Source organism: Streptomyces sp. NPDC006365 (assembly GCF_042870755.1).
GTDB classification, from domain to species: domain Bacteria; phylum Actinomycetota; class Actinomycetes; order Streptomycetales; family Streptomycetaceae; genus Streptomyces; species Streptomyces xiangluensis.
In genome coordinates, this window is the sequence record NZ_JBIAHS010000025.1 from 69,049 (window position 1) to 92,911 (window position 23,863).

Annotated in this window: 22 protein-coding genes and 1 pseudogene; 13 read left to right on the plus strand and 10 right to left on the minus strand. The window is 70.3% G+C overall.

Annotated features, from left to right (window positions below; translation table 11 throughout):
* The first annotated feature begins 19 nt into the window (after window positions 1-19).
* A complete protein-coding gene (locus ACFYO0_RS41355; protein ID WP_388686697.1) occupies window positions 20-2,191 on the plus strand; it encodes a hypothetical protein in 2,172 nt (723 codons plus the stop codon).
* Window positions 2,192-2,306: 115 nt separating this feature from the next.
* Here the strand turns inward: ACFYO0_RS41355 and ACFYO0_RS41360 are convergent, their stop codons facing one another.
* Window positions 2,307-2,507 carry a hypothetical protein gene (locus tag ACFYO0_RS41360; protein WP_388686699.1) on the minus strand — a complete coding sequence of 67 codons (201 nt, stop codon included), beginning with the start codon at window positions 2,505-2,507 and terminating at the stop codon, window positions 2,307-2,309.
* A gap of 274 nt (window positions 2,508-2,781) precedes the next feature.
* Here ACFYO0_RS41360 and ACFYO0_RS41365 point away from each other — a divergent pair.
* Window positions 2,782-3,240: pseudogene (locus ACFYO0_RS41365) on the plus strand (amidohydrolase family protein); the annotation flags it as partial.
* Between the two features lie 9 nt (window positions 3,241-3,249).
* Here the strand turns inward: ACFYO0_RS41365 and ACFYO0_RS41370 are convergent.
* From ACFYO0_RS41370 to ACFYO0_RS41380, 3 genes are all read right to left on the minus strand, one after another.
* Entirely contained in the window at window positions 3,250-3,564 is a 315-nt protein-coding gene (locus tag ACFYO0_RS41370) for a hypothetical protein (protein WP_388686701.1), read from the minus strand.
* A 70-nt stretch (window positions 3,565-3,634) separates the two neighbouring features.
* Window positions 3,635-4,042 carry an NUDIX domain-containing protein gene (locus ACFYO0_RS41375; RefSeq protein WP_388686703.1) on the minus strand — a complete coding sequence of 136 codons (408 nt, stop codon included), beginning with the start codon at window positions 4,040-4,042 and terminating at the stop codon, window positions 3,635-3,637.
* A 508-nt stretch (window positions 4,043-4,550) separates the two neighbouring features.
* A complete protein-coding gene (locus ACFYO0_RS41380; RefSeq protein WP_388686704.1) occupies window positions 4,551-5,336 on the minus strand; it encodes a DUF5995 family protein in 786 nt (261 codons plus the stop codon).
* A gap of 345 nt (window positions 5,337-5,681) precedes the next feature.
* Between ACFYO0_RS41380 and ACFYO0_RS41385 the strand changes: the two genes are divergently transcribed.
* Window positions 5,682-5,969 (plus strand): hypothetical protein, encoded by a 288-nt coding sequence (locus ACFYO0_RS41385; protein WP_388686706.1) that lies wholly within the window; start codon window positions 5,682-5,684, stop codon window positions 5,967-5,969.
* A 144-nt stretch (window positions 5,970-6,113) separates the two neighbouring features.
* Window positions 6,114-6,680, plus strand: coding sequence for an alcohol dehydrogenase catalytic domain-containing protein (locus tag ACFYO0_RS41390; protein WP_388686770.1), 567 nt, complete (start codon window positions 6,114-6,116; stop codon window positions 6,678-6,680).
* A gap of 59 nt (window positions 6,681-6,739) precedes the next feature.
* On the opposite strand, the gene ACFYO0_RS41395 is transcribed toward ACFYO0_RS41390, so the two are convergent.
* Window positions 6,740-10,567: an XRE family transcriptional regulator gene (locus ACFYO0_RS41395; protein ID WP_388686708.1), complete on the minus strand. Its 3,828-nt coding sequence runs from the start codon at window positions 10,565-10,567 to the stop codon at window positions 6,740-6,742.
* 183 nt (window positions 10,568-10,750) lie between these two features.
* Here ACFYO0_RS41395 and ACFYO0_RS41400 point away from each other — a divergent pair, with 183 nt between their 5' ends.
* Both ACFYO0_RS41400 and ACFYO0_RS41405 read left to right on the plus strand, forming a co-directional pair.
* Complete coding sequence (locus tag ACFYO0_RS41400; protein ID WP_388686709.1) at window positions 10,751-11,224, plus strand: RICIN domain-containing protein; 474 nt, start codon at window positions 10,751-10,753, stop codon at window positions 11,222-11,224.
* 21 nt (window positions 11,225-11,245) lie between these two features.
* The gene (locus ACFYO0_RS41405) at window positions 11,246-11,548 is read left to right on the plus strand and encodes a hypothetical protein (protein WP_388686711.1); all 303 of its coding nucleotides are present in this window, start codon (window positions 11,246-11,248) and stop codon (window positions 11,546-11,548) included.
* Window positions 11,549-11,690: 142 nt separating this feature from the next.
* On the opposite strand, the gene ACFYO0_RS41410 is transcribed toward ACFYO0_RS41405, so the two are convergent.
* Both ACFYO0_RS41410 and ACFYO0_RS41415 read right to left on the minus strand, forming a co-directional pair.
* Window positions 11,691-12,629, minus strand: a complete 939-nt coding sequence (locus ACFYO0_RS41410; RefSeq protein WP_388686712.1) for an alpha/beta fold hydrolase — start codon at window positions 12,627-12,629, stop codon at window positions 11,691-11,693.
* A gap of 18 nt (window positions 12,630-12,647) precedes the next feature.
* Window positions 12,648-12,857 (minus strand): alpha/beta fold hydrolase, encoded by a 210-nt coding sequence (locus ACFYO0_RS41415; RefSeq protein WP_388686713.1) that lies wholly within the window; start codon window positions 12,855-12,857, stop codon window positions 12,648-12,650.
* Window positions 12,858-13,048: 191 nt separating this feature from the next.
* Between ACFYO0_RS41415 and ACFYO0_RS41420 the strand changes: the two genes are divergently transcribed.
* The 6 genes from ACFYO0_RS41420 (at window position 13,049) to ACFYO0_RS41445 (ending at window position 20,621) form a co-directional block, all read left to right on the plus strand.
* On the plus strand, window positions 13,049-14,134 hold the full coding sequence (locus ACFYO0_RS41420; protein ID WP_388686771.1) for a LacI family DNA-binding transcriptional regulator: 1,086 nt from the start codon (window positions 13,049-13,051) through the stop codon (window positions 14,132-14,134).
* A gap of 137 nt (window positions 14,135-14,271) precedes the next feature.
* Entirely contained in the window at window positions 14,272-15,585 is a 1,314-nt protein-coding gene (locus tag ACFYO0_RS41425) for an ABC transporter substrate-binding protein (protein WP_388686714.1), read from the plus strand.
* A gap of 75 nt (window positions 15,586-15,660) precedes the next feature.
* Window positions 15,661-16,635 carry a carbohydrate ABC transporter permease gene (locus ACFYO0_RS41430; protein WP_388686715.1) on the plus strand — a complete coding sequence of 325 codons (975 nt, stop codon included), beginning with the start codon at window positions 15,661-15,663 and terminating at the stop codon, window positions 16,633-16,635.
* Entirely contained in the window at window positions 16,632-17,546 is a 915-nt protein-coding gene (locus tag ACFYO0_RS41435) for a carbohydrate ABC transporter permease (RefSeq protein WP_388686717.1), read from the plus strand. Before ACFYO0_RS41430 ends, ACFYO0_RS41435 begins: the two co-directional genes overlap by 4 nt.
* Before the next feature lie 5 nt (window positions 17,547-17,551).
* Window positions 17,552-18,610 carry a hydroxyacid dehydrogenase gene (locus ACFYO0_RS41440; RefSeq protein WP_388686772.1) on the plus strand — a complete coding sequence of 353 codons (1,059 nt, stop codon included), beginning with the start codon at window positions 17,552-17,554 and terminating at the stop codon, window positions 18,608-18,610.
* Window positions 18,611-18,659: 49 nt separating this feature from the next.
* Window positions 18,660-20,621 (plus strand): DUF2264 domain-containing protein, encoded by a 1,962-nt coding sequence (locus ACFYO0_RS41445; RefSeq protein WP_388686719.1) that lies wholly within the window; start codon window positions 18,660-18,662, stop codon window positions 20,619-20,621.
* A gap of 459 nt (window positions 20,622-21,080) precedes the next feature.
* Here ACFYO0_RS41445 and ACFYO0_RS41450 read toward each other — a convergent pair whose 3' ends face one another.
* On the minus strand, window positions 21,081-21,695 hold the full coding sequence (locus ACFYO0_RS41450; RefSeq protein ID WP_388686721.1) for a dihydrofolate reductase family protein: 615 nt from the start codon (window positions 21,693-21,695) through the stop codon (window positions 21,081-21,083).
* 240 nt (window positions 21,696-21,935) lie between these two features.
* Between ACFYO0_RS41450 and ACFYO0_RS41455 the strand changes: the two genes are divergently transcribed.
* Window positions 21,936-22,619 carry a DUF899 family protein gene (locus ACFYO0_RS41455; protein WP_388686722.1) on the plus strand — a complete coding sequence of 228 codons (684 nt, stop codon included), beginning with the start codon at window positions 21,936-21,938 and terminating at the stop codon, window positions 22,617-22,619.
* Between the two features lie 297 nt (window positions 22,620-22,916).
* On the opposite strand, the gene ACFYO0_RS41460 is transcribed toward ACFYO0_RS41455, so the two are convergent.
* Both ACFYO0_RS41460 and ACFYO0_RS41465 read right to left on the minus strand, forming a co-directional pair.
* Window positions 22,917-23,375: an RrF2 family transcriptional regulator gene (locus ACFYO0_RS41460; RefSeq protein WP_388686774.1), complete on the minus strand. Its 459-nt coding sequence runs from the start codon at window positions 23,373-23,375 to the stop codon at window positions 22,917-22,919.
* 59 nt (window positions 23,376-23,434) lie between these two features.
* Window positions 23,435-23,863, minus strand: a complete 429-nt coding sequence (locus ACFYO0_RS41465) for an acyl-CoA dehydrogenase family protein (RefSeq protein ID WP_388686724.1) — start codon at window positions 23,861-23,863, stop codon at window positions 23,435-23,437.

Here is a 23,863-nt window from a genome sequence, read left to right on the forward strand (position 1 = left end):
CCTCTGCGATCATCCCCGAATGGCGCAAAGTTTCGAATCGCTGGTCATCCGGCACGCCCACCGCCTTCCCTCCCCCAAAGGCTCCGCCGGGGAAGGAGCCACCGCCGCGCGGCAGTTCGACGCGGCGCTGGCATCCGTGGGCTTCAAACTCTCGGCGGAGCTGCTGGCGCGGCTGTCGGGGCTGTCCGAGGCCGCGGTCGTGCACACCGCCAAGCGGACGCTGCGCACTGTGAGCGAGATGGTGGGCGACCACGTCCGGCACAACTCGTACTTCATCGACTTTCCGGCCAACGTGCCGAACACCGAAGAGTTCTGGATGCGGTGTGTGGCGCATGCGCTCAGCGACGACAAGGCGCGTGAGAACGTGCTGACACAGCTGGCACACGGGGTGCTGGACCTGCTCAGCCTCCCCACATACGGCCGCTACCAGCACACCTACGAAGAGATGCTCGCGGCGCAGGACGAGCTGATCGCCTCGGCGGGCGACCGGGTGACCGTCCTGCACCTCGGGCGGGACCTGGACGACGAACTCACGGACCTGTACCTGGCCCTGGCGGGCAGCACGACGCCACTGGGCGAGGACCACCTGCGCGACCTCAAGACCCTCGCCGAGCGGTGCGCGCCGGGCCCCCAGCCGGAGTCGATCCCGGTCCGGGAGAACCGGGCGGTCGTCAACGAGGCCCGTCTCGCTGTCGGCGCGGACCTCCTGGTGGACACCGTCACTGATGTCCTGCGGCTGGCCTGTGCGCTGTCTGGCGGCGATGTGACGCTGCGGGAACCGACCCTGTTTCGGGCTCTCTCACGGCGGGCCCGCCGTGCGCTGCTCGCGGGCCTCGATGCCGTGGTCGCGGCGAACCCCGCCAAGCTGGCCGATGTGCACGCGCACCGCGAGCCTTTCAAGCGGCTCGGTGAGCGTCTCCACCCGCACGAGTACCCGCGCTGGCCGCACGCCGCCGATGTGTTCGCGGTAGCGCGGGGCGAGAAGGAGGCGCGGTCCTTCGACAGCCGTGTCGAGAAGCTGCTCGACGAGTTCGACGTTCTCGGTGCGGTGCAGCTGCTGAAGTCCGCTCCCGGCAAGCTGTTCCGCGCCCTGGACCTCCTGCTGCGCATCGCCGCCGAACAGGAGGAGCGGGACGCGGTGGTGGCCGCCGCGGTGCGGGTCGCTCCCGAGGTCTCCGGCCGGGTCGTGCTCTCGGTGCGCGAGCACTTCCACAACCGGGAGCGGGAGACCGACGAGCTCCGCATCTTCGTCAACCGCCGGGGCCGCGCCTGGGTGACCCCCGACTTCCGGCCGCCGGTACCGGCGGCCGACCGCGACCGGCTGATCGCCGCCCTCGACGCCGAACTGCGCCGTCGGCTCCCGACGCCGGGCCGTCTGCTGCTCGACCCCGACATCCTGCACGTGGCGCTCCCGCTCAGCGGCCGGGCGACCGCGGCCGGCCTTGGCGTGCTGCCGCGCGGGTCGGTCTCAGCCGTCGACGGTGAGCGGCTGCGCTTCTTCGTGTACTGGAAGGAGACCGAGGACCGGACCGACTACGACCTCTCGGCGCTGCTTCTCCACAGCGACTACAGCACCGACTCCTGGCTCTCCTACACCTCTCTCACGGCTGTCGGGGGCCGGCACTCGGGCGATGTCACCGAGGCGCCCGACGGGGCCTCGGAGTTCATCGACCTGTCTCTGGACCGGGTACGCAGCTCGTTCGTCGTTCCGCAGGTCAACATCTACGCGGGCGAGGGCTTCGAGGAGGTCGAGGAGTCGTTCTTCGGTTTCATGCTGCGCGACAGTGAGCAGAAGGGCCGGCCGTTCGAGCCGCGCACAGTGCGGATGAAGTCGGAGCTTCGCGGGGTGGGTCGAGTGGCGCTGCCGCTGGTGTTCCGGCGCGAGGACGACGGCCGGTGGAGCGCGAAGTGGCTGCACCTGTACCTGAAGGGCATCTCGTCGGCCAACCGGGTCGAGGAGAACCAGGTGTCGGTGTCCAAGGTGGTGCGCGCCCTGGTGGAGCGGGAGCAGCTGACGGTGCGATACCTGATCGACCTGATGTCCGGCGACACCACGGCCATGGACCTGTGGGACGGCGAGGCGGTCCCGGACGAGCCCGTGATGTACATCGGTCTCGAACGTCCCGAGGGGCTGCACCCGGACTCCCGGGTCATCACCCTCGAAAATCTGCGCGACTTGATCCCGGGCTGAGTGCTAGCGTTGCCCACGGCGAGGCCATGAAGGGGCTTCCTTCTCATTCACTCCTAATGAACTCAAGTCCTTTCGCTTTCCTCGCCCTTGAGGTCGCTCCGGGCGGCGCCCGCGCTCACCGCGCGAGCGCCGCCTGAGCCGTTTTCAGGGCCTGTTCCGCGTAGCCACGGCCGAGAACACGGCGTGCACCAGCAGCGGGAAGAGCCGGCAGCAGCCGCGCGGCGGCGTCGCGGCTCTCCACAAGGGTCCTCGTCCGGTCGTCGGCGAGCTGTCGCTTGATGAGGGACATCGCGTACGGGCCGGCCGAGCGGGCCATGGCCGGTCACCGGGCGCGCCCGTCTGGGACTCACTCCGGCTCGGAGTTGCGGGAGGCCGAGTCCGGGTCCTGAGTACGTCTCGCCGGGGCGCGGCCCGCCAGTGCCTCCAGCAAGAGGTCGACCGCCTCCTCGAAGGAGCTGTTTCCCATGGTGTGCAGTTCCTGGCGCGCGGAGGTCAGCGCGGGATATGCCGCTGGGTCCAGCCCTTGGTAGACATCGCGCCACGCCCGGTGGTCGGCCTCGCGCTGTTGTCGCGGGAGTGCCTGGAACGCGCTGCAGATGCTGTGGGCCGCCCACGAGCCGCAGATGGACGAACTGACCCTGCCCTTCCTGGGCCCCGAACGCGGCGCCCGGCAGTATCCGTTCGGAGGTCTGCTGCGCGCGGGGGCAACGCTCGCCGCGGGAAGCGACTGGCCGGTCAGTAGCCCCGACCCGCTGCAGGCCATCCATGTCGCCGTCAACCGCGTCTCCCCGAAAGCGCCCGAGGGCACCCCCGAGTTCCTGCCCGAACAACGCCTCGACCTGGGCGCCGCCATCGCCGCGTACACGGCGGGCAGCGCCTACGTGAACCACCTCGACGCCATCACCGGCAGCATCACCGCCGGCAAGGCGGCCGACCTGGTCGTCCTCGACCGCGACCCGTTCACGGGCCCGCCCGAGGAGATCGCGGCCACCCGGGTCCTGGAGACGTTCGTGGAGGGAGCACGCGTCCACGCGGCCCCCGATGCCTGAGCTTGTTCCTCAACCTCCGTCTGCTTCGTATGGCGCTGATGGTTGGTTCCAGACGGCGTCGAACCGGCTGATGATCTCGCGGAGTTCGCGGGCGCTTCGAGGTGACATGGCCTGCATCACGGTGTCGAGGAGAGCGCGGGCTTCGAGGGGATCGGCGCAGCAGTGCCAGTGCACGTCGCCCCACTCGTAGTCGTGCCACAGCCGGCGCTCGGGACGGTGGACGTAGTCCTTCCACAAGCGCACGCCCGCACTGACGTCTCCTGGCTGCAGATAGTTGCGGGTGCGCTCGAGACGGAAGATCTCGGACAGTGCACGGGAGGACAAGCCGTCGATGACTGGCTTTGCGTCTGGTGTCCGGTGGCGGGAGATGCCGGCCCGGATGTGTCCTGGCCGTCTACGCGGCATGGACCTTTCGGTTCGTCGTCATGCCGTACATGGTCCCACGATCTCGAACGATCTCTCGAAAGGATTCACTCGGGCCCGGTGACACCACTCCCGGGTCATCCCCATCGACAGGAAACACCGCGTGCTCATGCGCCTGTTCTCGGCTGTTGGCGGGGACCGGCACGATCACCAGGTGCCGTACCTCCGCGTCCGGCCACGGCGTCAGGTCGGGCAGCCCCGTCTCCTCTCGTCCCTCCCGTAGGGCGATGGCGAGCGGATTGCGCTCGCCCGGATCGGCGTGCCCGCCGACCAGCAGCCATGACTGATGTCGTTGGTGCCAGCGCAGCAGTCGGATGCTGTCTTCGGCCGGTAGCTGGTGAGGACGTTGATGACTGCCTGGTGGGCTGCGACCATGCATCCGACCTTGACGACGGGTGTCGAGACGGCGGCTACTGAACTGAGTTCGGTGACACGGAGCGTCAACGCATTGCGCCACCTCGGAAGTCCATTTCGTCGGTAGTCCCAGACAGGGCGTGGGTGCCGGCTCCGCTCTATTGCCTGTGAGCCAGAGCCGTGACCGGGCGACGCCTCATCGACGAGGGCGAGACGCGCGGCTGGTCGAGGAGCGCGGAACCCAAGGTGTGACGATCACGCCGGCATCGAACTTCCGTAGCTGCCAATGCGGGACGGCCAGCCGCCCGTCAGGGTGGCTGGCCGTCGAGGCAGGCAGCGGTAGATGTCAGCCGGCCTTGGGGAGCGTATCGAGTCATGATCAAGCTGCGAGATTCGCTCTCACGGCGGGGTCTGGTCCGGTAGATCTTCTTACGTGACGCGAGTGCAACTGACGGACGCAGAGCGGGAGTTCATTGAGCCGTACCTGCCGATCGGCTGGCTCCACGGGATGCCGGACGGTCGATCCGCGGGCCTCACCCCGTCCCCTGCCGGACGGAGGGGCGCTCCATGGCGTTGTCCAGATGCGTGATGACGGCCGGCACGTCATCACTCTCGGTGCTCCGGATCAGCTGCAGGGCCGGCCGGACGAGGCCGCCCGGTCGCGCCGTCAACCTTGCGAGCACGGCGGCTCGGATGTCGAGCCGCTCGATGGTGGCCTCACGCTCCTCTTCGTTCTGGCCGGCAAGCAGGACTGCGTTGTACCACGCCTCCTTGCGGGATTGACGGACACTGAAGTCGAGGATCCGCTCGTCGGTACGGGCTCCGATCTGATCCAGCAGCGACATGAGTGGCGACAGGGCGCCGACCGAGTCCTGCACCGCCAGCGCCACCCGCGCAAGGATGTCGTTGATCAGCAGAAAGTCGCGCCGCAACGCGTGGATGGCCTCGCCCGGACTGGTCCGCGCGGCGGCGATGGCCAGGTCGAGGTTGATGTGCGCGTTCACGCCGAGTATCAGGTGCTGGACGATGACGGTATCGGCGTCGTCGAGCAGCCCGAACGCCTCGCGCCAACAACGCGGCCCGCTCTGGTCACGACGCCAGGCGTCGTACGCGTCGAAGTAGCGGTTGCCGAAGTGCGTGTCGAAACGGTCCATTCGGGCGCCGTCGTCGAACAGCCCACCGTGAATGGCCGTACGGACCTCAACGGTCACCTGTCGGTACAGCGCCGAGAAGTACCCGACTCGGTCACCGGCGCGCACGGCCTCCCGCACGATCCCGGCAAGCCCGTCCACGACATCGTCGATGTTCTCTGCCGCCATGCCCAACTCCCTCTCGCGGTACGCACGTTCGGCCCGCGCTCTGGCTGCTGTCCGCAGTTGCCCATTACAGCCCCGTCCTACCACCGCACACCGCGGAGGGTCCCCGCTCTACGGAAACCGGGACGGGAGCCCCCCTCGTCTCCCCGCCATGGCCACGGCCGCGGTGAACACCGGGGAACGGGACTGCGTTTACGGCTGAACATCGCGGGCGGCTGAAGCCGACGATGGAGGCGTTCCGCCCGGTGCCGGCATGCGTGCGGCGGGGCGAGGTCTGCCCCGATCGCGCACTAGCACTCACAGAGCGGCGGACGGGATGATGGCCACCCAGAGTCCGAGGGGGTAGTCATGAGGTCTCGCCTGCAGTGGATCCACGGCCGCGGAGAGCATGTCACCGTCGAACGCAAACAGACGTACGCGGCCGAGATCTTCGTCAAATTCTTTGTCCTGGTCGGCCTGCTGTATATGCCGGTCCTCATCTTCCATTGGGGTGAGTGGATCCCGTTCGCCGGAGCCAGCATCTACCTGCTCTGGGAACTCGGCCGCATCAACAGCGCACTTGGCGAGCTCGCCGACCTCTGGAACGAGCAGTACCAGCAGCGGCAGGAGTCGACTCGAACCGACTCTTTCCAGTGACACAGCCGGTCGGCGACTGCATGATGATCCCGCCGTCGGCCCAGGGCACTTGCCTCCGGAGCGCTGCCGGGCCACGGGGCGGCCCTGCCTGTCCAGGCCGCCGAGGAGTGGGTCCTCATCGAGCCGGCCAACGGCGCCCTCGGTCTGCGGCACCTCCCGTTCAGCGCAGGCTCGCGGGCGCCAGCCGGAGCCGGTCCTGATACGCACCGGCGGGGCGCTGCCGCGGCCGGTACTGGTTGGGCAACCGGCCGCAGCGCCAGCTGCAGGACCCGACCTACTACGTGCGCCGCGAACTGCCCCCGGGCGCCCCTCCGTTGCACGCCCGTTCCGACGGACGCGCGCTCGCCCTGTAGTTCCGTAACCGCCGCGTCCGGTCCCACCCCGCCCGCGCGTCCCGCCTGCAAGGAGGCACACCCGAGATGTCCCAGTGATCGCGGCACCTGGCACATCATGGCCGGTCTGCCGTATCCCGTCCGGGTGGCAGGGTTCGGTCTCCGTCGGCCGAAGTGCCCCAACCCGGGCCGCAGTTTCGCGGGAACGGTCGAGGCCGTCGGCAGCGATGTGACCGGATTCAAACCGGGTGACGAGGTGTTCGGCATCTGCGATGCCTCGTTCGCCCAGTACGCGCGCGTCCGAACCGACAAGCTCGCCCCGAAGCCGGCGGAGCCTCTCGTTCGATCTTCGAGGGGCGGACCTGCGGCAAGCTCGTGATCACCACCTAGCGGTTCGGCAAAGAAGCCGGGCAACACCATGTGGCTGGCGTAGGCGCCTCAGCACGGTGGGCGGTACCTGTGCTGAGTGAAGTACTGGCGCCATTCGGCACGGGTGATCCCGGGAGTAGCGGTGTCGCAGATCCGGGACGCCACGCGCTGGACGCCGGGGTCCCACAGCAATGCGGTCCAGTCCTCGCTGCCGGTGGCCAGGGTCCGGCCGTCGGGACTGAAGGCGAGGGTGTCCACCGCTTTGGTGTGGCCCGTCAGCAGCGCCAGTTCCCGGGCGCCACCGCGATCGGTCAGACCGTACATCCGCACGGTGTTGTCGGAACTCGCGGCGGCCAGCGTCCGCCCGCCCGGGGCGAAGGCGACGGACATGACGCCGTCGGTGTAGCCGGTCAGCCGGTCCCGTGAGACCGGACGGTGCGGATCGGTGAGATCCCACAGCCGTACGGTGCGGTCTTCGCTACCGGTGGCCAGCGCCCGGCTGTCGGGACTGAACGCCACCGATTTCACCGCGTCGGTGTGACCGGCGAGGACGGCCAGGCGTTCGGGATGCTGTCGACCGGCCACGTTCCACAGAATGGCCGTACGGTTTCGGGCCGCAACCGCCAGGGTGCGGCCGTCGGGGGCGAATGCCACGGAGTCGACCGGGCTGTTTCCGCGCAGAGCAGCCAGAAGACGCGGACGCCGCATGTCTGTTGTGTCCCACAGCCGCACGCTGCCCTTCTCTCCGCCGGTGGCCAGGGTGCGGCCGTCGGAGCTGAACGCCACCGCGTTGACGTGGCCGATACGACCTTGAACGGCACTCAGCGGATGGGGACGGCGAGATGTTCCCACGCTCCACAGCCGCAGCCTGCCATCGGCGCTGCCACTGGCCAGTACGCGCCCGTCCGGCCGGAAGGCCACCGAGTTGACGGCCCCCGTGTGGCCGGTGAGCCGCGCCAGTTCCCGGGGGCGGCGGACGTTCGCGAGGTTCCATAAGCGCACGGTGCGGTCGTAGCTGCCGGTGGCCAGCAGGCGTCCGTTGGGGCTGAAGGCGACGGAGTAGATCGAGCTGGTGTGGCCGGTCATGGCCGGCCCTGGTAGATCCCACAGACGTGTGGTCTGGTCCTCGCTGCCGGTGGCCAGGGTGCGGCCGTCGGGGCTGAAGGCCAGCGATCCGACGCTTCCGGTATGTCCCGTGAGGACGACCGGTTCACCGACGGGACCGGGCCCGGTCAGCTCCCAGCGGCGTACCTTGCCGTCGACGCCCGCGGAGGCCAGGGTGCGGCCGTCGGGACTGAAACCCACGGCGTTGACCGCGTCGGTGTGCCCGGAGAGCACCTCCGTCGCGCGGGGTTGGCGTCGCCCGGCCACGTCCCACAGCCTCACTGTGAAGTCGGCGCTGCCGGTCGCGAGCGTGCGGCCGTCCGGGGCGAACGCGAGTGCTTTGACCTCACCGCCGTGGCCGGCCGCGGGCGGCAGCTTCCGCAGCCGCCCGCCCGACGCGGTCACCTCCCACAGCCGCACCGTACGGTCGGAATGGCCCGTGGCCAGCATGCTCCCGTCCCGTTGGAACGCCATCGCGGTCACGGCGGCGGGCACACGGACCGCGGCAAGGGGACGCGGCCGGCGGGGATCCGACAGCTGCCACAGCCGAAGCTCGCCGCGGGAGGCTGTCGCCAGGGTCCGCCCACCGGGAGCGAAACCCAGTCCGACGACCGAGGCCGAACCGGCCGGCAAGCGTGCGGCGAGCCGGGGGCGCCGTGCGTCGCCGATGTCCCACACCTCGGCCGTCCCGAGGTCGTCTCCTGCGGCCAGAAGACGGCCGTCGGGGCTGACGGCGACCGTGCGAACAGGGCCCGCCAGGCGGGGCAGCGTGCTCAGCTCGCGCGGCCGGTGGGCATCCGAGACCCACCACAACCGCACGGTCCGGTCGCTGTCGCCGGTGGTCAGCACCCGGCCGTCGGCACTGAACGCCAGCGTCGTGACCGCGCTCGCCTGACCGGGCAACTGCGTGGCGTACGGGGTGGCGAAGGTGCTGAGCAGACTGCCGCGGGCCTCGGGGGTGGGCGACAGACGGTAGGCGGCCAGGCTCAACTGGGCGGCCAGAGCGGGGTTGGCCGCCCGCAGTGCCGCCGCCTTCTCGGCCGCCCGCTGCGAACTGGCGGCGTCGCGCTGCCGGTCCGCCGCCCGCTGCGCCCGCACGGCGAAGACAGCGGTCGTGCTCGCCAGCACCAGAAGGACGGTCAGCAGCGCCACCGCCCCGTGCCGGAACCGGGCGCGTCGCCGCACCGCCGCATGTTCGGCCGCCCGGCCCGCCAGGCTCGCGTCGAGGAACTCCCGCTCCCGCACGGACAAGGACGCGCGCCCCAGGGAGGTGGCCATGTCGAGGCGGGTGCCGCGATACAGCGCACCGGGATCCCGGCCCAACGCCTCCCAGGCCTGGGCCGCGTCGGTGAGCTGGCGCAGGGTCCGTGCGGCCTCACGGTCCTCGGTCAGCCATCCGTGCAGCCTGGGCCAGCACCGGATCAGAGCCTCATGGGCCAGCTCCACCCGCTCGTGGTCCAGCGTCAGCAGCCGCGCTGCGGCCGCACGATCCAGTACGGCACCGACGCCACCGGCGTCGGCCTCGGCCAGCCCGTCCAGCTCCTCCAGGCGCGTCGGCCGCCGGGTGTCCTCCGTACCCTCTCCCAGCGCGGTCAGCCGCATGAACACACCCCTGGCCAGCTTCCGCTGCTCCGTGTCCAGCCGCTGGTAGAACTCCTCGGCGGTGCGCGCCAGGCCGCCCTCGAGCCCGCCCGCCGCGTCGAACGCCCCCAGCGTCAGCGCGTTGCCGCGTCGCCGCCGCCAGGTCTGCAGCAGTGCGTGCGACAGCAGCGGCAGTACTCCGGCCTGGCCGTGCGCCTGCGCCGTGAGCGACGCCAACAGCGCACCCTCGACGGTCAGTCCGGCCTGCTGGGCCGGCTTCACCACCGCCCGGCGAAGCTCCTCCAGGCTCATCGGTCCGACCGGCACCTGCGCGTCGCGCATCGCCTCCACCAGCAGCGCGTGGTGGGTGCAGTGCGCGTAGAAGTCGGCGCGTACGCCCACTGCCACCCGGCACCGGCCGGCCTCGGCCGAGGCGGCGGTGACCAGTGCCTCGATGAAGCGGTCCCGCTCGGCATCGTCCGGACACAGCGTGAAGGCTTCCTCGAACTGATCGACGACCAGGACCAGGCCGCCGTCACCAGCTCCGGAACGGGCGGCGACCTGACGCACAACTCGGCCCAGGTTCGCCGGATCCTCCCTCAACTCCTCGTAGAGTCCGCCCGGCGTGACTCCCGCCAGCGCACCCAGCCGCACGGCGCACTCCTCCAGCGGCCGCGGCCCCGGCGTCAGCACCACAGTGGTCGCCGAGGGTCGCAGACGCGGCACCAAACCCGCCCTCAACAGGGACGACTTGCCCGAACCCGAGGCCCCGATCACCACCACGAACCGCTGTCGCTCCAGCCGTTCGGCCAGCTCCTCCACCAGCCGCTCCCGGCCGAAGAACCACTCCGCGTCCTGCTCACGGAACGAGCGCAGACCCGCGTACGGCGGGGGTGTGCCGGACTCCTGCTCCTCCTCCGCAGGGCAGAGGGCCGAATCCCCTTCGCCGAGTTGTTCCGCCGCTTCCCGCCAACGGCGCTCCCACTCCTCCACGTCCCCGTCACAGACGCGCACGTAGGCCAGCGTCACCGCCAGCGTGGGCAGCCGCTGCCCGGACGCCGCGGAGGACAGGGTCGAGATCGAGTAGTGCGCCCGCTCCGCCAGTTTCCGGTAGGGCGGATTGCCGGCCTTCTGCCGCAGTTGCCGTAGCCCCGCGGCCAGTTCCAGTAACGGACCGTCCCCCGCGTCCAGCGGTCGCTCCCTGCGCGGCATCGCCGTACCTCCCCCGTGTCGTTTCCCCCGTGTCGCAGTGGTCGCTGCGCCGTCACATTTTTCAGGACTTGTTTGTTCGACACCAGTGACCGAACGCGAACAACGCGTCGGCCGCTACACCTTGGGGCGAACGGCCCGGTGGCACTCCGCACCGGGCCCGGGCTCCATGGGAGGAGAGAACACATGAGGCGAAACAGGCTCGTACTCGCGGCGGCGGGGGGCGCGCTCGCGCTGAGCGGTGCGCTGGGCACGCAGGCCACGGCGGCGGACGCGGGAGGGGTCACCGTGCTTGCCCCGCAGACGTACAAAAACGAGGCCACGGGCCGCTGTATGGACGACAGCGACCGCGGACTGCGCGCCGTGGGGTGTCACGGCGGCACGACCCAGCAGTGGAACGTGGGCGGGAGCACCGGCGCCCGCCAGCTGAAGAACGTCGCCACGGGCCGCTGCCTGGACGACAGCGACCGCGGGTTCCGCACCGTGGGGTGTCACGGCGGCACGACCCAACAGTGGAACGTGCACCGGTGGAACGACGGCACCCTCCAGTTCAAGAACCGCGGCACCGGCCGTTGCGCGGACGACAGCAGCGCCGGCCTGCGTACCTGGACCTGCTGGCCGGGCTCGGACTCCAGGTCCCAGAACCAGAGTTGGTACTGAGACTTTCCGAGGGGGAAACGAATGCGACCGAACGCCCTGGCGCGGTCACTCGTCGGTGTCACCACCGCCGTCGGGACCGCCGCCGGGAGCCTGGCGGGTGCGGGTGCCGGCTTCGCGGCGTCCGCGCCGGTCGCGAAACCAGCGGTGAACTCCGAGGCCGCCGCCCCGCTCGCGGTCGTCAACCTCGGCCTGAGTACGGCGCAGGCCCAGGACGTCCGGCGCCGGCCGGCGCGGTACTGGGGGTACACCGGCGCGATCGACGGAATCGCCGGATCGGGGGCCCAGGCCGCGTTCAAGGCGTTCGCCGACGGCATCTGGCCCTGAGCCGGGTGGCCGCCTCCTGAGCGACACCCAGCTACGCCCGCACCCTCGCCGAACACAGCGCGGCGAGGGTGCGGGTGACAGCCGGTCCTGATCCGTACAGGAAACGGTGCAGCGGAGCGGACTCGGCCAGGAGCACGATGGGTCAGTGTTCGGCCGTCGTCGAGACCCCGTACGGGGCGCTGCCTGGCATGCGGCGGATGCTCCAGTCGAAGTTGCCCCGGCACACCGGCGTGCCCTCCGTGTCGGTGACCCCTGCTCGGGTGGAGAGGCGTGCTCTGTCTGTCTCGCCGGACAGGAGTCGGCGCAGGGTGTGGTGGGCCTCGTCGCCCAAGCGGCAAGTGGCCAGTAGACGGCCTCGTGCGGGGGCCAGGAACTCCAGGGACGCCGCCGCGCCCAAGGGGACTACGTCCTCCATCTCCTCGTTCCGCTCGCTCGTGGCGATGATCGCGGCCAGGCCGACCGCGTCGATCAGGGCGATGAGGCCGCTGGAATGCAGTGAGCCGATGACGTTCGTCAGCTCCTTGGGTGTCTCCAGCGCGACCTCGGCGATGCCGTCGGCGGCCCGGAGCACCTCGATGCCGGCCGTGCGATGGGCCGGGATGGGCTCGAGCAGCGTACGGGCCAGTGCCGTCATGTCCATCGCCACAGGATCGCGACGCGGGTTGACGGCCGGGTGACGTCCAGGACAAGGGACGGCGTCGGCGGCGAAGGCGATCGCGGCCTCCCTGTTCCGCTGCCCGGCCTCCGCGGCCTGGTGGGCCTGCGCCGCCTCGTCCCAACGGCCGTAGGAGAACGGTGCGATGGCCTGCCAGCTCTCGCTGGTGGCGCGGCCCGCCACGATCGTCTCCAGAGCCGCGAACGCCGCCGCGAACCACGGCTCGTCCCGGCGAAGGCTCGCGATCTCGAGCCGGGTGGCGCCGGTGATCGTAAGGCCGACGGCCATGACGCTCGGGGCGATCAACGCGAGCTTGCCGACCCGTTCCTGATGACGGGTCACATACTGCGTCGCCAGATTGGCGCCGCCGGAATGCGCGAGCAGGTCCATCCGATCCAGGCCGAGGTGCTCGCGCAGCACCTCCACGTCATCGACGAGCCGGTCTCAGCGGCAGGAGGCGGTGTCCTGGGGTGTCGCCGAATGGCCGGTGCCCCGGAGGTCCAGCCTGATCAACTGCCGGTGCGCGGACAGTCCACCGAGGTCACCGAGATACACCGAGTCCTGCATCCCTCCGGGCAGGCAGATCACCGGCGGGCCGTCTCCGAGCACGTGGTAGGCAAGCTGAGTTCCGTCGTGCGCGGAGAAGGCAGTCATGGCCGCGACCCTGTCAGCGGCGTCCGGAGAGAGCAACTGGGTTTCCCCGGCACGGTCAGGACTGTGCGCTCGGACCGTCTCACCCGTTTGATCGATTGATCGCTATCATGGGCACATCGCGCGAATCGATCGCGCAAGCCGCCGCGCGGTCGCCCGGCGGCGCGACTGACGCGGACGAGAGCGGTGAGGACATGCGGGAGTCGGCGCAGAAGCGGCAGGCCCGGATCGCGGAGGTGGTGCGGGACCGGGGTGTCGCGCGCATCACCGATCTCGCCGACGAGCTCGGCGTCTCCGTCGTCACGGTGCGCCGGGACGTCGAGGATCTGGCCCGGCGTGGGGAAGTGCGGCGCGGGCATGGGGTGGCGCGTTCGCTGCGGCCGGTGCCCGAGGAGACCACCGCCGGGGGTGACGCCGTTGCCATGATCGTTCCCGAGCGCAACACCTACCTCACCGAGGCTGTGCAGGCCGCGCGGGAGGCCGCGGAGAAAGCCGGACTGCGGCTCGCCCTGCACATCGCCGACGACGCCGGGGCGGAGCGCGAGGCCGTGCGCCAAGCGCTGGACGCCGGGGCGCGCGGACTGCTGCTCTCGCCGCACTGGCGTACGCAGGCGGAGGCCGACGCCGACCACTCGTGGCTCTCCGACCTGGACGTCCCCACGGTACTGGTGGAGCGGCGTCCCGCCCGGACCAGCGCGATCTACCCGCTGGACTGCGTGCGCTCGGACCATGCGTACGGCGTGCACCTGGCGCTCGGGCACCTGGTCGGTCTCGGACACCGGCGGATCGTGCTGGCGGCACGCGACGACAGCCCCACCGCACGGGTCATCCGCGCCGAGTTCGCCCAGCAGACCGCTGCCCGGGGGCTCGTCGAGGGGTGCCGCACGATCCTCAGCTCGCTTACCGCGGGTCCCGACCCGCGCGCCGCCGACCCGCGGGCGGCGGACCTGGTCGAGGTGGTGGGGCGGAGCGGCGCGACGGCGGTGCTGATCCACAGCGACATGGACGCGCTGGTGCTGGTGCAGCGGCTGCAGGCGGCCGGGATCGACGTGCCCGGGCAGTGTTCGGTGGTGGCGTACAACGACGTGGTCGCCGACATGGGCCCGGTCCCCCTGACGGCCGTCGCCCCGCCCAAGACGGAGCTCGGCCGGGTCGGTGTCGACCTGTTGCTGCGTCGGCTCGACATGGCGCGCGAGGGGCTGCGCCCGGGTGCCACCCGTCATCTGGAGCTGCTGCCGGCGCTCGTGATCAGAGAGTCCACGGCCCCGCCGCCGGCCTGATCTCGGCCATGTTCGGGTCACTGTCCGACTGACGATTGTTCGTTTGACCGTTTTAGTTTCTTCTGTTCGATCTATTGACGCCTTTTTCATCTGCCGCTCAAGATGCCCGTAATCCATGCAAGGACGCGGGAGGGCTCATGCGATGGACCCGCAGGGCTGGGGCGGCGCTGCTCACGATCTTCGCCATGCTGCTGGCGGGCTGCTCCGCCGGCGACAGCGGTGACACTGCCGGCAGCGGGCCGGTGCGCATCACCTTCTGGTCCGCCCTCCGCGGCAGCCAGGAGGTCGTGGACGAGTACAACCGCACCCACACCAAGATCAAGGTCGACTTCGAGCAGGTGCCCGCGGGCGATCAGGGCGGCTGGGCCAAGCTCAGCAACGCGGCCCGCGCCGGAAACGCCCCCGACGTCGCCACCATCGAGTACCCACAGCTGCCCAGCTACGCCATCGACGGCGTGCCCCGGGACATCACGACGATGCTGCCCGACTCGGTGCGCCGCAAGATACTGCCGCAGGCGATGGACCTCACCACCTTCGAAGGACGCACCTACGCCCTGCCGGTCGACATCGAGCCCACGGTCTTCCTGTACCGCAAGGACCTGTTCACCAAGCATGGCATTCCCGTACCCAAGACCTGGGCGGAGTTCGAGAGTTCGGCCCGCAAGCTGAAGAAGGCCGACCCCAGTTCCCGTATCGCCAGTCTCTTCACCACCGGCGGCACTCTCGCCATGGCCGGACTGGCCTGGCAGGCCGGCGGCCAGTGGTACGACACCACCGGCGAGACCTGGCGCGTCTCCATGGACGACGCCCCCACCCGCAAGGTCGCCACGTACTGGCAGCGCCTGCTCGACGACGACCTGGTGCGTGTCGAGCCCTCGTCCAGCCAGCAGTGGCGGGCGCATCTGCAAAGCGGTGAGACGGCCGGCTGGCTGGCCGGCGCCTGGGCGGCAGGCTCGATGATGGCCTCCACGCCGGGCGGCAAGGGCAAATGGGCCATCGCGCCCTTCCCGCAGTGGGACCTGAAGAAGCCGTCCCTGGGCACACAGGGCGGATCGACCTTCATGGTCACCAAGGACAGCAACCATCCCAAGGAGGCGCTGGAGTTCATCTCCTGGATGGTCACCAGCCCCGACGCGCTGAAGGCCAAGCTCTCCAGCGGCATCAGCAGCGCGTATCCGACCGTGCCCGACCTGGTCCCGGTCGCCCGCAAGGAAATGGACACCAGCTACTACTCGGGCCAGGACATCTTTTCCCTCTTCGAGAGGGAAGCCAAACTGATCAACCCCCGATGGAAGTGGGGGCCGCGCATGGTGTCCACGATCAGCTCCGGTGACGACGGACTCGCGCGGGCCGGTGCCGGCAGCGGCAGCATCCTGGACGCCCTCCGCGAAGCGCAACGCAAGACGATGCCCGACCTGAAGAGCCTCGGCCTGTCGGTCACCGAGCGCTGACGCTCCCCTGCCCGTCCGCCGCACCCCGGGACGGCGCACCCCCGAACCCCAGCCGCACCTCACGTCCTTGGAGCCGTGTCCACCGTGAGCACAGTGACCTCCTCGACAAGAGCGACGGCGTCCTCCGCCGCCGCGCCCGCGAAACCACTCCGCAAAGCGGGACAACGGCAGCAGAAGCTCGCCGCGTTCGCCCTGCTGGCGCCCTTCACAGCCCTGCTCGTCGCCGTGTTCCTCGTACCCGTCGGCTACGCCATCAGCCTCAGCTTCTTCTCCGAGGACCACGACGGCCTCGGCTTCGGGGGCGGGGAGACCGTCTTCACCGGACTGCGCAGCTACCTCGCGGTCCTGAGCGACCCGAGCTTCGTCTCAGGGTTCGGCGCCATCCTCCTCTACTGCGTGATCTTCGTCCCCGCCGTGGTCGTCGGAGCGCTCGCGCTCGCCCTGCTGCTCGACTCGGGCCTGGTGCGGCTGCGACGTACCGCGCAGATGCTGCTCTACCTGCCGCACGCCGTGCCCGGCATCATCGCGGCGGTCATCTGGCTGTACCTCTACACCCCGGGGCTCAGCCCGGTCATCAAGCTCTTCGCCCAGGCCGACATCACCATCGACTTCCTGGGGCTGAACACCGTGCTCCCGTCGATCGTCAACATCGCCCTCTGGAGCGGCCTCGGTTACAACATGGTGATCTTCTACGCCGCACTCCAGGCCCTGCCGCGCGAGGTGATCGAGGCGGCGCGGATCGACGGAGCGGGCGGCATGCGCACCGCGCTCATGGTCAAGGTGCCGATCATCAGGGGTTCCGTCGTGATGGTGTGCATGTTCTCGCTGATCGGGGCGCTCCAACTGTTCACCGAGCCCATGCTGATGAACCAGGCCACACCGATGGTCAACTCCCGCTTCACACCGAACATGTACATCTTCGACGCGGCCTTCCGCCGCAACAACTACGGACTGGCCTCCGCGGCCTCCGTCATCCTCCTCGTCGTCACCTGTGCCCTGTCGTACGCCGTGACGCGCTGGGCCGGCCGCAGGGAACGGAGCGCGCGATGACCACCATGACCCCCACCACGCCCCGCGCGACCCCACAAGAGCCCGCGGGCAAGCCGCTCGGCAGACCTTTCGGCAGCTCAAGGCTGACCAGCCGGGGCGTCGCGAACGCAGTGGTCCTGATCGCGGCCCTCTACACCATGCTGCCCACGGTCTGGCTACTGCTCGCCTCCACCAAGAACGCCGACGCCCTCTTCGGCAGCGACATCCTTTCCCTGAGCGACTTCTCCTTCGTCAGCAACCTCTCCGACCTGTTCGCCATGGACGGCGGGCTCTACCGCGAGTGGTATCTCAACAGCCTGCTGTATGCCGTCGTCGGCGCCCTGGTCGGCTCCCTCATCAGCGTCTCCGCCGGATACGCCTTCGACAAGTACGAGTTCCGGCACAAGGAGAAGCTGTTCGGCCTCGTCCTCACCGGTGTCATGGTCCCGCAGACCGTGCTGGCCCTCCCGCTCTACCTGGTGGCCTCCGGCATCGGCCTGGTCAACACCTTCTGGGCGGTCTTCATCCCCGTCCTGTTCAACCCTTTCGGGGTCTACCTCGCCCGCATCCTCAGCAACGGCTACGTACCCAACGAGGTACTGGAGGCGTCGCGGGTCGACGGCGCGGGCGAACTGCAGACCTACGTGCGCGTCAGCCTGCGCATGCTCGGCCCCGGATTCGTCACCGTCTTCCTCTTCCAGCTCACCGCCATCTGGAACAACTTCTTCCTGCCCATGGTGATGCTCTCCGACCAGCACCTGTATCCGCTCAGCCTCGGGCTGTACACCTGGAACAGCTCCGCCACCGTCTCCCCCGAGTACTACCCGCTCGTCGTCATCGGCTCGCTGCTCGCCGTCGTCCCGTTGATCGTCGCGTTCATCACTCTGCAGCGTTACTGGAAGTCCGGTTTGACCGCAGGAAGCGTCAAGTGACCAACATGGAGCGCCAGTTGCCCCGTACGGAGCATGCATTGACCGACCTCGACCACCGGCCCCGCCCGCGCGCCGTGCTGGCCATGGCGAAGAAGACCGCGGAGCAGGTCCTCGACGCCGACGTACGGGCCCGGCTGACCGCCCTCACCGACATCGACCCGGACCTCGTCCTCGACGACCTCACCACCCCCACCGCGCACCGCGCGCTGGCCGATGCCGAGCTGCTCGTCACCGGCTGGGGCTGCCCGCCCATCGACGCGGCGGCCCTGGACGCCGCGCCCCGGCTGCGCGCGGTCGTGCACACCGCCGGGACCGTGCGCCACCACATCACCCCCGCGTGCTGGGAGCGCGGCCTCGCGGTGTCCTCCGCCGCCGCGGCCAACGCCGTGCCGGTCGCCGAGTACACCCTCGCCATGATCCTGCTCGCCAACAAGCGGGTCCTGGAGACCGCCCGCGTCTACCGCACCGAGCGCCGCCGCATCGACTGGAACGAGCGTCATCCCGACGCGGGCAACTACCGTAAGACCGTGGGCATCCTGAGCGCCTCGATCATCGGACGCCGCGTCATCGACCTGCTCCGTCCGCACGACCTGACGGTGCTGCTCCACGACCCCTACGTCACACCCAGCGAGGCACGCGCTCTCGGCGCGCACCCGGTCCCGCTTCCGGACCTGTTCGAGCAGAGTGACGTCGTCAGCGTGCACACGCCGCTGCTGCCCGAGACCCGCGGCCTGATCGGCCGCGACCTGCTGGCGCGGCTGCGCACGGGCGGCACGCTGATCAACACCGCGCGCGGCGCCGTCGTCGACCAGGTCGCGCTCACCGACGAGGTGGTGTCCGGGCGGCTGCACGCGATCCTGGACGTCACCGAGCCGGAGGTGCTGCCCGCCGACTCACCGCTGTTCGACTGCCCCAATGTCCTCGTCACCCCGCACATCGCCGGTTCGAAGGGCAGCGAACTCCGCCGCCTCGCGGACCTGGCGCTGACCGAGGTCGAGTCGTACGCCCTCGGCCGCCCCTTCGCCCATCCCGTACGGCCCGAACATCTGGCCCGCCTCGCCTGAGCCCATCCGCCGGAACAAACACCGGAACGAACAGGAGACGTGGCCCTCCATGCCCGCGCATCCCTTCCCCGCCTCCCTTCCCGCGGAAGACCGCGGCCTCAGCCCACACACCGGCTACACCCGCGCCCACTGGGAAACCGCCGCCGACCGACTGCTCACGGCCGCCCTCCGCTACGCCACCCCCGGCCAGGCCCTGATCGACCTGCCCGGCCCACCCTCCAAGTCCGGGGTGCGCTCGGACGGTCTGGAGGGGTTCGCCCGTACGTTCCTGCTCGCCGCGTTCCGTACGGCCGGAGCGTCCGGCAAGGACCCGCACGGCTTCCTGGAGCGCTACACCGCAGGCCTCGCGCGCGGCACCCGCACCCCCGGCCGCGACGACGCCGAGTCCTGGCCGGAGATCGGCCACCACAACATCCAGGGCCAGCCCATGGTGGAGTCCGCCTCCGTGGCGCTGGCCCTGCGGCTGACCGCGCCGTGGACCTGGGACACGCTGCCCGCCGACGACCAGGACCGCGTGGAGCAGTGGCTGCGCGGCGCGCTGAGGCACACGCCCGCCCCCAACAACTGGTACCTCTTCCCACTGACCGTCGCGGGCTTCCTGGAGTCCGCCGGGCGGGGCGACGCCGAGACGCGCCGCGCGATCGAGCGCGGACTCGGCCTGTTGGACGGCTGGTACCAGGGGCAGGGCTGGTACTCCGACGGCGACGGCCGGTCATTCGACCACTACAACGGCTGGGCCCTGCACATGTACCCGCTGCTCCACGCCCACGTCGCCGGGGACCAGTCATTGCTCGACCAACTCGGCCCGCGGCTGCGGGAGTTCCTCGAAGGCTTCGCGCTGCTTTTCGACGCGAACGGCGCCCCCATCCACCACGGGCGCTCCCTGACCTACCGGTTCGCGGCGGTGGCCGCCGTGGCCCTCGGCGCCCTCACCGGCGAGACGCCGCTCGCCCCCGGCGTCACCCGCCGCATCCTCAGCGGGGCGCTGCGCCACTTCCTCGACCGCGGCGCGCTCGCCGCGGACGGCGTCCTCAGCCTGGGCTGGTACGGGCCGCACGAGGCGACGCTCCAGCGCTACTCGGGGCCCGGCTCCCCGTACTGGGCCTCCAAGGGCTTTCTCGCGCTGCTCCTCCCGCCCGAGGACCCGGTGTGGACGGCCGCCGAGGAGCGCGCGCCCTCCGAAGGCCATGACCGGGTACTCACCCTGTCTGCTCCCGGACTGCTCATCCAGACCACAGGCCGGGACGGTCTCGCGCGCCTGCACAACCACGGCAGCTACAAGCTCGACTCGCGCGAGCCGGAGCGAGCCCCCGGCAACCCGCTGTACGCCCGCCTCGCGTACTCCACTCGTACCGGCCCGACCAGCGCCGCCAACGCCCCGGACAACCACATCGCCCTGACGGTCCGCGGCACCCGCAGTGCCCGTATCCGCATCAACCCCCTTGCCGCAGGCCCCGACTGGCTCGCTTCCTGGCACCGGCCGGTCTTCCCCGAGGACGGCCCGGTCCTGCCCTCGGCCCGGATCGAGAGTCTGACGCTGGCGCGCGGAAGGCTCGAACTGCGCGTCCACCGCACCGTCGGCGTACCGGCCGGGACGCCGATCCACCACACCGGCTGGGCCGTCGCCCTTTCGCCGGAGTCTGCCGCCGAAACAGAAGCCGAACAGATCACGGAGATGCGTCTCGACGGACCGGAGGTGACCAGCCAACTGCTCGGCCTGCACGGCTGGCAGGCGCAACGCACTCTCCGCGCCCCGCAGGGCACGGCATACGGCCCTTGGGCCCTCGTCCCCGAACTCACCGGAAGGGTCGGCGAGGACCCGGCGGACACGGTGTTCGCCGCGCTCGCCTCCCTCACCGGCGAAGGCGACCCGGCCCCGCTCGCAGGGCAGGCCACCGCCGAGGTGAACGGCCTGACCGTCACCGTCCGTTGGGCCGACGCGACCCGTACGGTCGTGGACTTCGGCGACGGCGTCCTCACTCTCCCCACGGTCACCGAGGTGCCGGCGTGACGCCGCGCCTGGCGTGAAAGTGCGGCGTGTGACGGCAACCGACGTCGCCGGCCCGCGAAGCGGTCAGGCCGCCCAGTCGGTCTCGCAGGCGGCGAGCAGCGCGCGGACCGCCTCGACGGCGGCACCGGTCACGGAGGGGTCGGCGCCACGCCGGGGGCGCGCACTGAGCCGGAGCGGGGGAAGGGCGGGCAGGGGGGTCTTGGAACAACCACGCGGGCGCGGCTCTCCATCTCCCGCTCGACGCCCTCTACTTGGGCGTGGCCCAGCGGTACTTCCACCGGTTCGCCCACGAGCAAGTACCCGCCGACCTCGGCCACCCCGTGGCCCGTACGGAACGCTTCCGGCGGACGGCGGGAGAGAGCGCCCTGAGGTCGAGCCGCCGATCGGCGTGCCGGGCGATCAGCCACGCCGCACGTGGGGCTTCCTCGCCAACTGAACGCGGCACCCAGGTCACGTGCTTCAGTCGGCCGTGGCCGATGCGTACTGCGGCCTCCCGGTGGGCCGGTAGACGTGGATCGTCACTCCCTTCGAAGTGGACTGCGAGTCGACCAGTTCAAGTGCTGTGTCCGGGCCGGTGGCGGGGAACAGCCGCGTGCCCTGGCCGACGACCACGGGATAGGTGAGCAGGATGAGCTCGTCGACCAGGTGGTTGTCGAGCAGCCAGCGGACCAGGGCGCCGCTGCCGTGCACCTGCAGCTCACCCGCCGGCTTGGCTTTCAGCTCGCCGATGGCCGCCGCGACGTCACCGGAGAGGACGGTCGTGTCCGCCCATTGCGGGTCGGTGAGCGTGGTCGATGCCACGTACTTGGGCCGCGTGTTCAACGCCGCCGCGATGGGGTTGGCCGGATCTGCGATTGCTCCCCAGTAGCCGGCAAAGATCTCGTAGGTCCGCCGGCCGAACAGGAACGCGTCGGCGCGCTGGTAGACCTGGCCCAGAAACGTCTCGGCCTCGTCGTCGAAGAGCGGCAGAGCCCATCCGCCGCGCTCGAATCCGTCCCCGCGGTCCTCGTCCGGCCCGCCGAGTCCCTGCATCACTCCGTCGACGGAGACGTTCGTGATGGTCGTCAGCTTCATGGGTTCGTCTCTTCTCTCGGGACGGTCTTTCTCGTTATGACCGCACCGAGGCGCGGATCTCATCGGCGGAGCGTGGCTCCGTGCTGCAAGCTCTCACACGAGACGGATCGGTTCACGGGGTCTCAACTGTCGGCGAGCGTCAGAGCCGCCATAGACTTGAAGGCCTGGTTCGGGGACGCGGGGGCTGGGAGTTCGGGGTCCGGACTGGGGCCGGGGGGATGGCCACCCCAGGAGGACGCGATGTTGCGGTACACCAGACTGGCCGGGGAATCAGCGGACCACCTCGCCGCCCGCGAAGAGCTGCGCCAGGCCGAGATCGAGCTCATGCGCCACCGCGAGCAGGTCGCGGCCCAGCGACGGGCGCTCCCGCAGGGGCCGCCCGTCGACGACTACGTCTTCATCGAGGGCCCCACCGACCTCGACGCCGGCGACACACCGGTCCGCGAGGTCACCCTGAGCGGGCTGTTCACCACCCCGGACCGCCCGCTGATCGTCTACCAGTTCATGTACGGCAAGCTGCAGACCGATCCCTGCCCGATGTGCACCCTGTGGATCGACGGCTTCAACGGCATCGCCCACCACATCGCCCAGAACGCCGACTTCGTCATCGCCGCGGCCGCCGAACCGTCCGCCCTGCGGCAGCACGCCCGCAACCGCGGCTGGCACCGGCTACGGCTCCTGAGCTGCGGCGACAGCACGTTCAAGTACGACCTGGGCAGCGAGGACAAGGACGGCGAACAGGAATCCACGGTCTCCGTCTTCACCCGCGACGGCGACGGCACAGTCCGCCATTTCTACTCCGCCCACCCACGTATGGCCGACGACATCGACGAGCGCGGCATCGACCTCCTGGCCCCCGTCTGGCACATCCTCGACCTGACACCGCAGGGCCGCGACGACTGGGACGCGAGCTTGGACTACTGACTCCCGTACAGCCGCCAGGGCGGAAACGATGGGCTGACAGCAGGTGTCGGCGGCCCGGGTACTCGTCGTACGGCACCGGAACGGTGATCACCGTGTGCTCGTCGACATGTGGTCCACTGGTTGCGCCAACACCCGCAGGGGCTCGGGCAGTTCGGCGTAGGCGGCGGCCGTGTTGGCCCCCAGGGTGTTGTCCGCCCTACGGGAGGACAACCTCGGCGCGCAGAATGGAGAAGGCCGGGAACGCGGGCTGACCCGGGCGCTGCGCGAAGCGGCGGCGGCGTTCGAAATAGCTGGTGGCTAGGGATTGGTCCAGGCCCGGGGGTCCTCGGCAAGGCCCACGACCTCCTCGGGCAGCTTGGCCGCGGCCACATCTGCCAGGGTGACCTCGCCGAGGATCTTCCGAACGTTGGCGCGTACCGCGATCCACAGCGGCAGCAGGGATTCCGCGGGGCCGCAGTAGGAGAGCTCGGGCGGGCGCACGCCCCGTACCGACACCAGGGGTCCGTCCGCCACCCGGATCACGTCCGCGATGGCGATCGAGTCCGCCGGGCGGGCCAGCCGGTAACCGCCTTTCCCACCCCGCTGACTGACCACAAGGCCGCCTCGGCGCAGGTCGCCCAGAATGCCCTCCAGGAACTTGTGCGGGATGCCCTGCGCCACAGCGATCGCCTCGGCCTTGACCGACGTGTCCTCACCTGCCGCCGCCAGCTCCAACGCCGCCCGTACCGCATAGTCCGCCTTCGCCGAGATCCGCATGCCGCGATTATCCGCCACTGCGGCGTACGACGGTCCACTGTCACCGGATCGGTGCGCGGTCACGAGGGGAGGGTGAACGGTGGGTGGGCTCCATTGAGGAAGTAGTTCCCGACCTCGCGGAGTCTGTCGCCGACGGGCTCGCGCAGGGTGTGCGTCCGGGCGTTGCGCCAGAAACGGTCGAATCCGTGCCGCGAGGAGGCGGCGCGGGCGCCGATGGCGTCCAGGGCACGCGTGGTGATCTCCTGCGGGGCCCGAGAAGCGGCGGTCTCTGCCGCGCCCGCGAGGACGGCGATCTCCGCGCACTCGTCGTCGTTCAGGTCCTCGCCTCGTGCGAGGCCACGTATCGGGACGTCCACCGCCTGGTCGGCGAGAGCGGATGCGCCATGTGCGGCGACGGCGAGTTCACCGTAAGCCGTCAGCACGTACGGGTCCTGCGGCGGACGGCCCGGCCAGGACTGCCGCGAGGCCGGCGGCCAGGAGGAGTCCAC

Bases quoted from the DNA above. Each gene is read 5' to 3' on its own strand.
- ACFYO0_RS41425 (WP_388686714.1), top strand. From the start codon at position 14,272: ATGCGATGGACCCGCAGGGCTGGGGCGGCGCTGCTCACGATCTTCGCC.
- ACFYO0_RS41460 (WP_388686774.1), bottom strand. From the start codon at position 23,375: ATGCGGATCTCGGCGAAGGCGGACTATGCGGTACGGGCGGCGTTGGAG.
- ACFYO0_RS41450 (WP_388686721.1), bottom strand. From the start codon at position 21,695: ATGAAGCTGACGACCATCACGAACGTCTCCGTCGACGGAGTGATGCAG.
- ACFYO0_RS41400 (WP_388686709.1), top strand. From the start codon at position 10,751: ATGAGGCGAAACAGGCTCGTACTCGCGGCGGCGGGGGGCGCGCTCGCG.
- ACFYO0_RS41380 (WP_388686704.1), bottom strand. From the start codon at position 5,336: ATGGCGGCAGAGAACATCGACGATGTCGTGGACGGGCTTGCCGGGATC.
- ACFYO0_RS41455 (WP_388686722.1), top strand. From the start codon at position 21,936: ATGTTGCGGTACACCAGACTGGCCGGGGAATCAGCGGACCACCTCGCC.
- ACFYO0_RS41395 (WP_388686708.1), bottom strand. From the start codon at position 10,567: ATGCCGCGCAGGGAGCGACCGCTGGACGCGGGGGACGGTCCGTTACTG.
- ACFYO0_RS41435 (WP_388686717.1), top strand. From the start codon at position 16,632: ATGACCACCATGACCCCCACCACGCCCCGCGCGACCCCACAAGAGCCC.
- ACFYO0_RS41440 (WP_388686772.1), top strand. From the start codon at position 17,552: ATGGAGCGCCAGTTGCCCCGTACGGAGCATGCATTGACCGACCTCGAC.
- ACFYO0_RS41360 (WP_388686699.1), bottom strand. From the start codon at position 2,507: ATGGCCCGCTCGGCCGGCCCGTACGCGATGTCCCTCATCAAGCGACAG.
- ACFYO0_RS41405 (WP_388686711.1), top strand. From the start codon at position 11,246: ATGCGACCGAACGCCCTGGCGCGGTCACTCGTCGGTGTCACCACCGCC.
- ACFYO0_RS41375 (WP_388686703.1), bottom strand. From the start codon at position 4,042: ATGCATGGTCGCAGCCCACCAGGCAGTCATCAACGTCCTCACCAGCTA.
- ACFYO0_RS41385 (WP_388686706.1), top strand. From the start codon at position 5,682: ATGAGGTCTCGCCTGCAGTGGATCCACGGCCGCGGAGAGCATGTCACC.
- ACFYO0_RS41420 (WP_388686771.1), top strand. From the start codon at position 13,049: ATGCGGGAGTCGGCGCAGAAGCGGCAGGCCCGGATCGCGGAGGTGGTG.
- ACFYO0_RS41355 (WP_388686697.1), top strand. From the start codon at position 20: ATGGCGCAAAGTTTCGAATCGCTGGTCATCCGGCACGCCCACCGCCTT.
- ACFYO0_RS41415 (WP_388686713.1), bottom strand. From the start codon at position 12,857: ATGACTGCCTTCTCCGCGCACGACGGAACTCAGCTTGCCTACCACGTG.
- ACFYO0_RS41445 (WP_388686719.1), top strand. From the start codon at position 18,660: ATGCCCGCGCATCCCTTCCCCGCCTCCCTTCCCGCGGAAGACCGCGGC.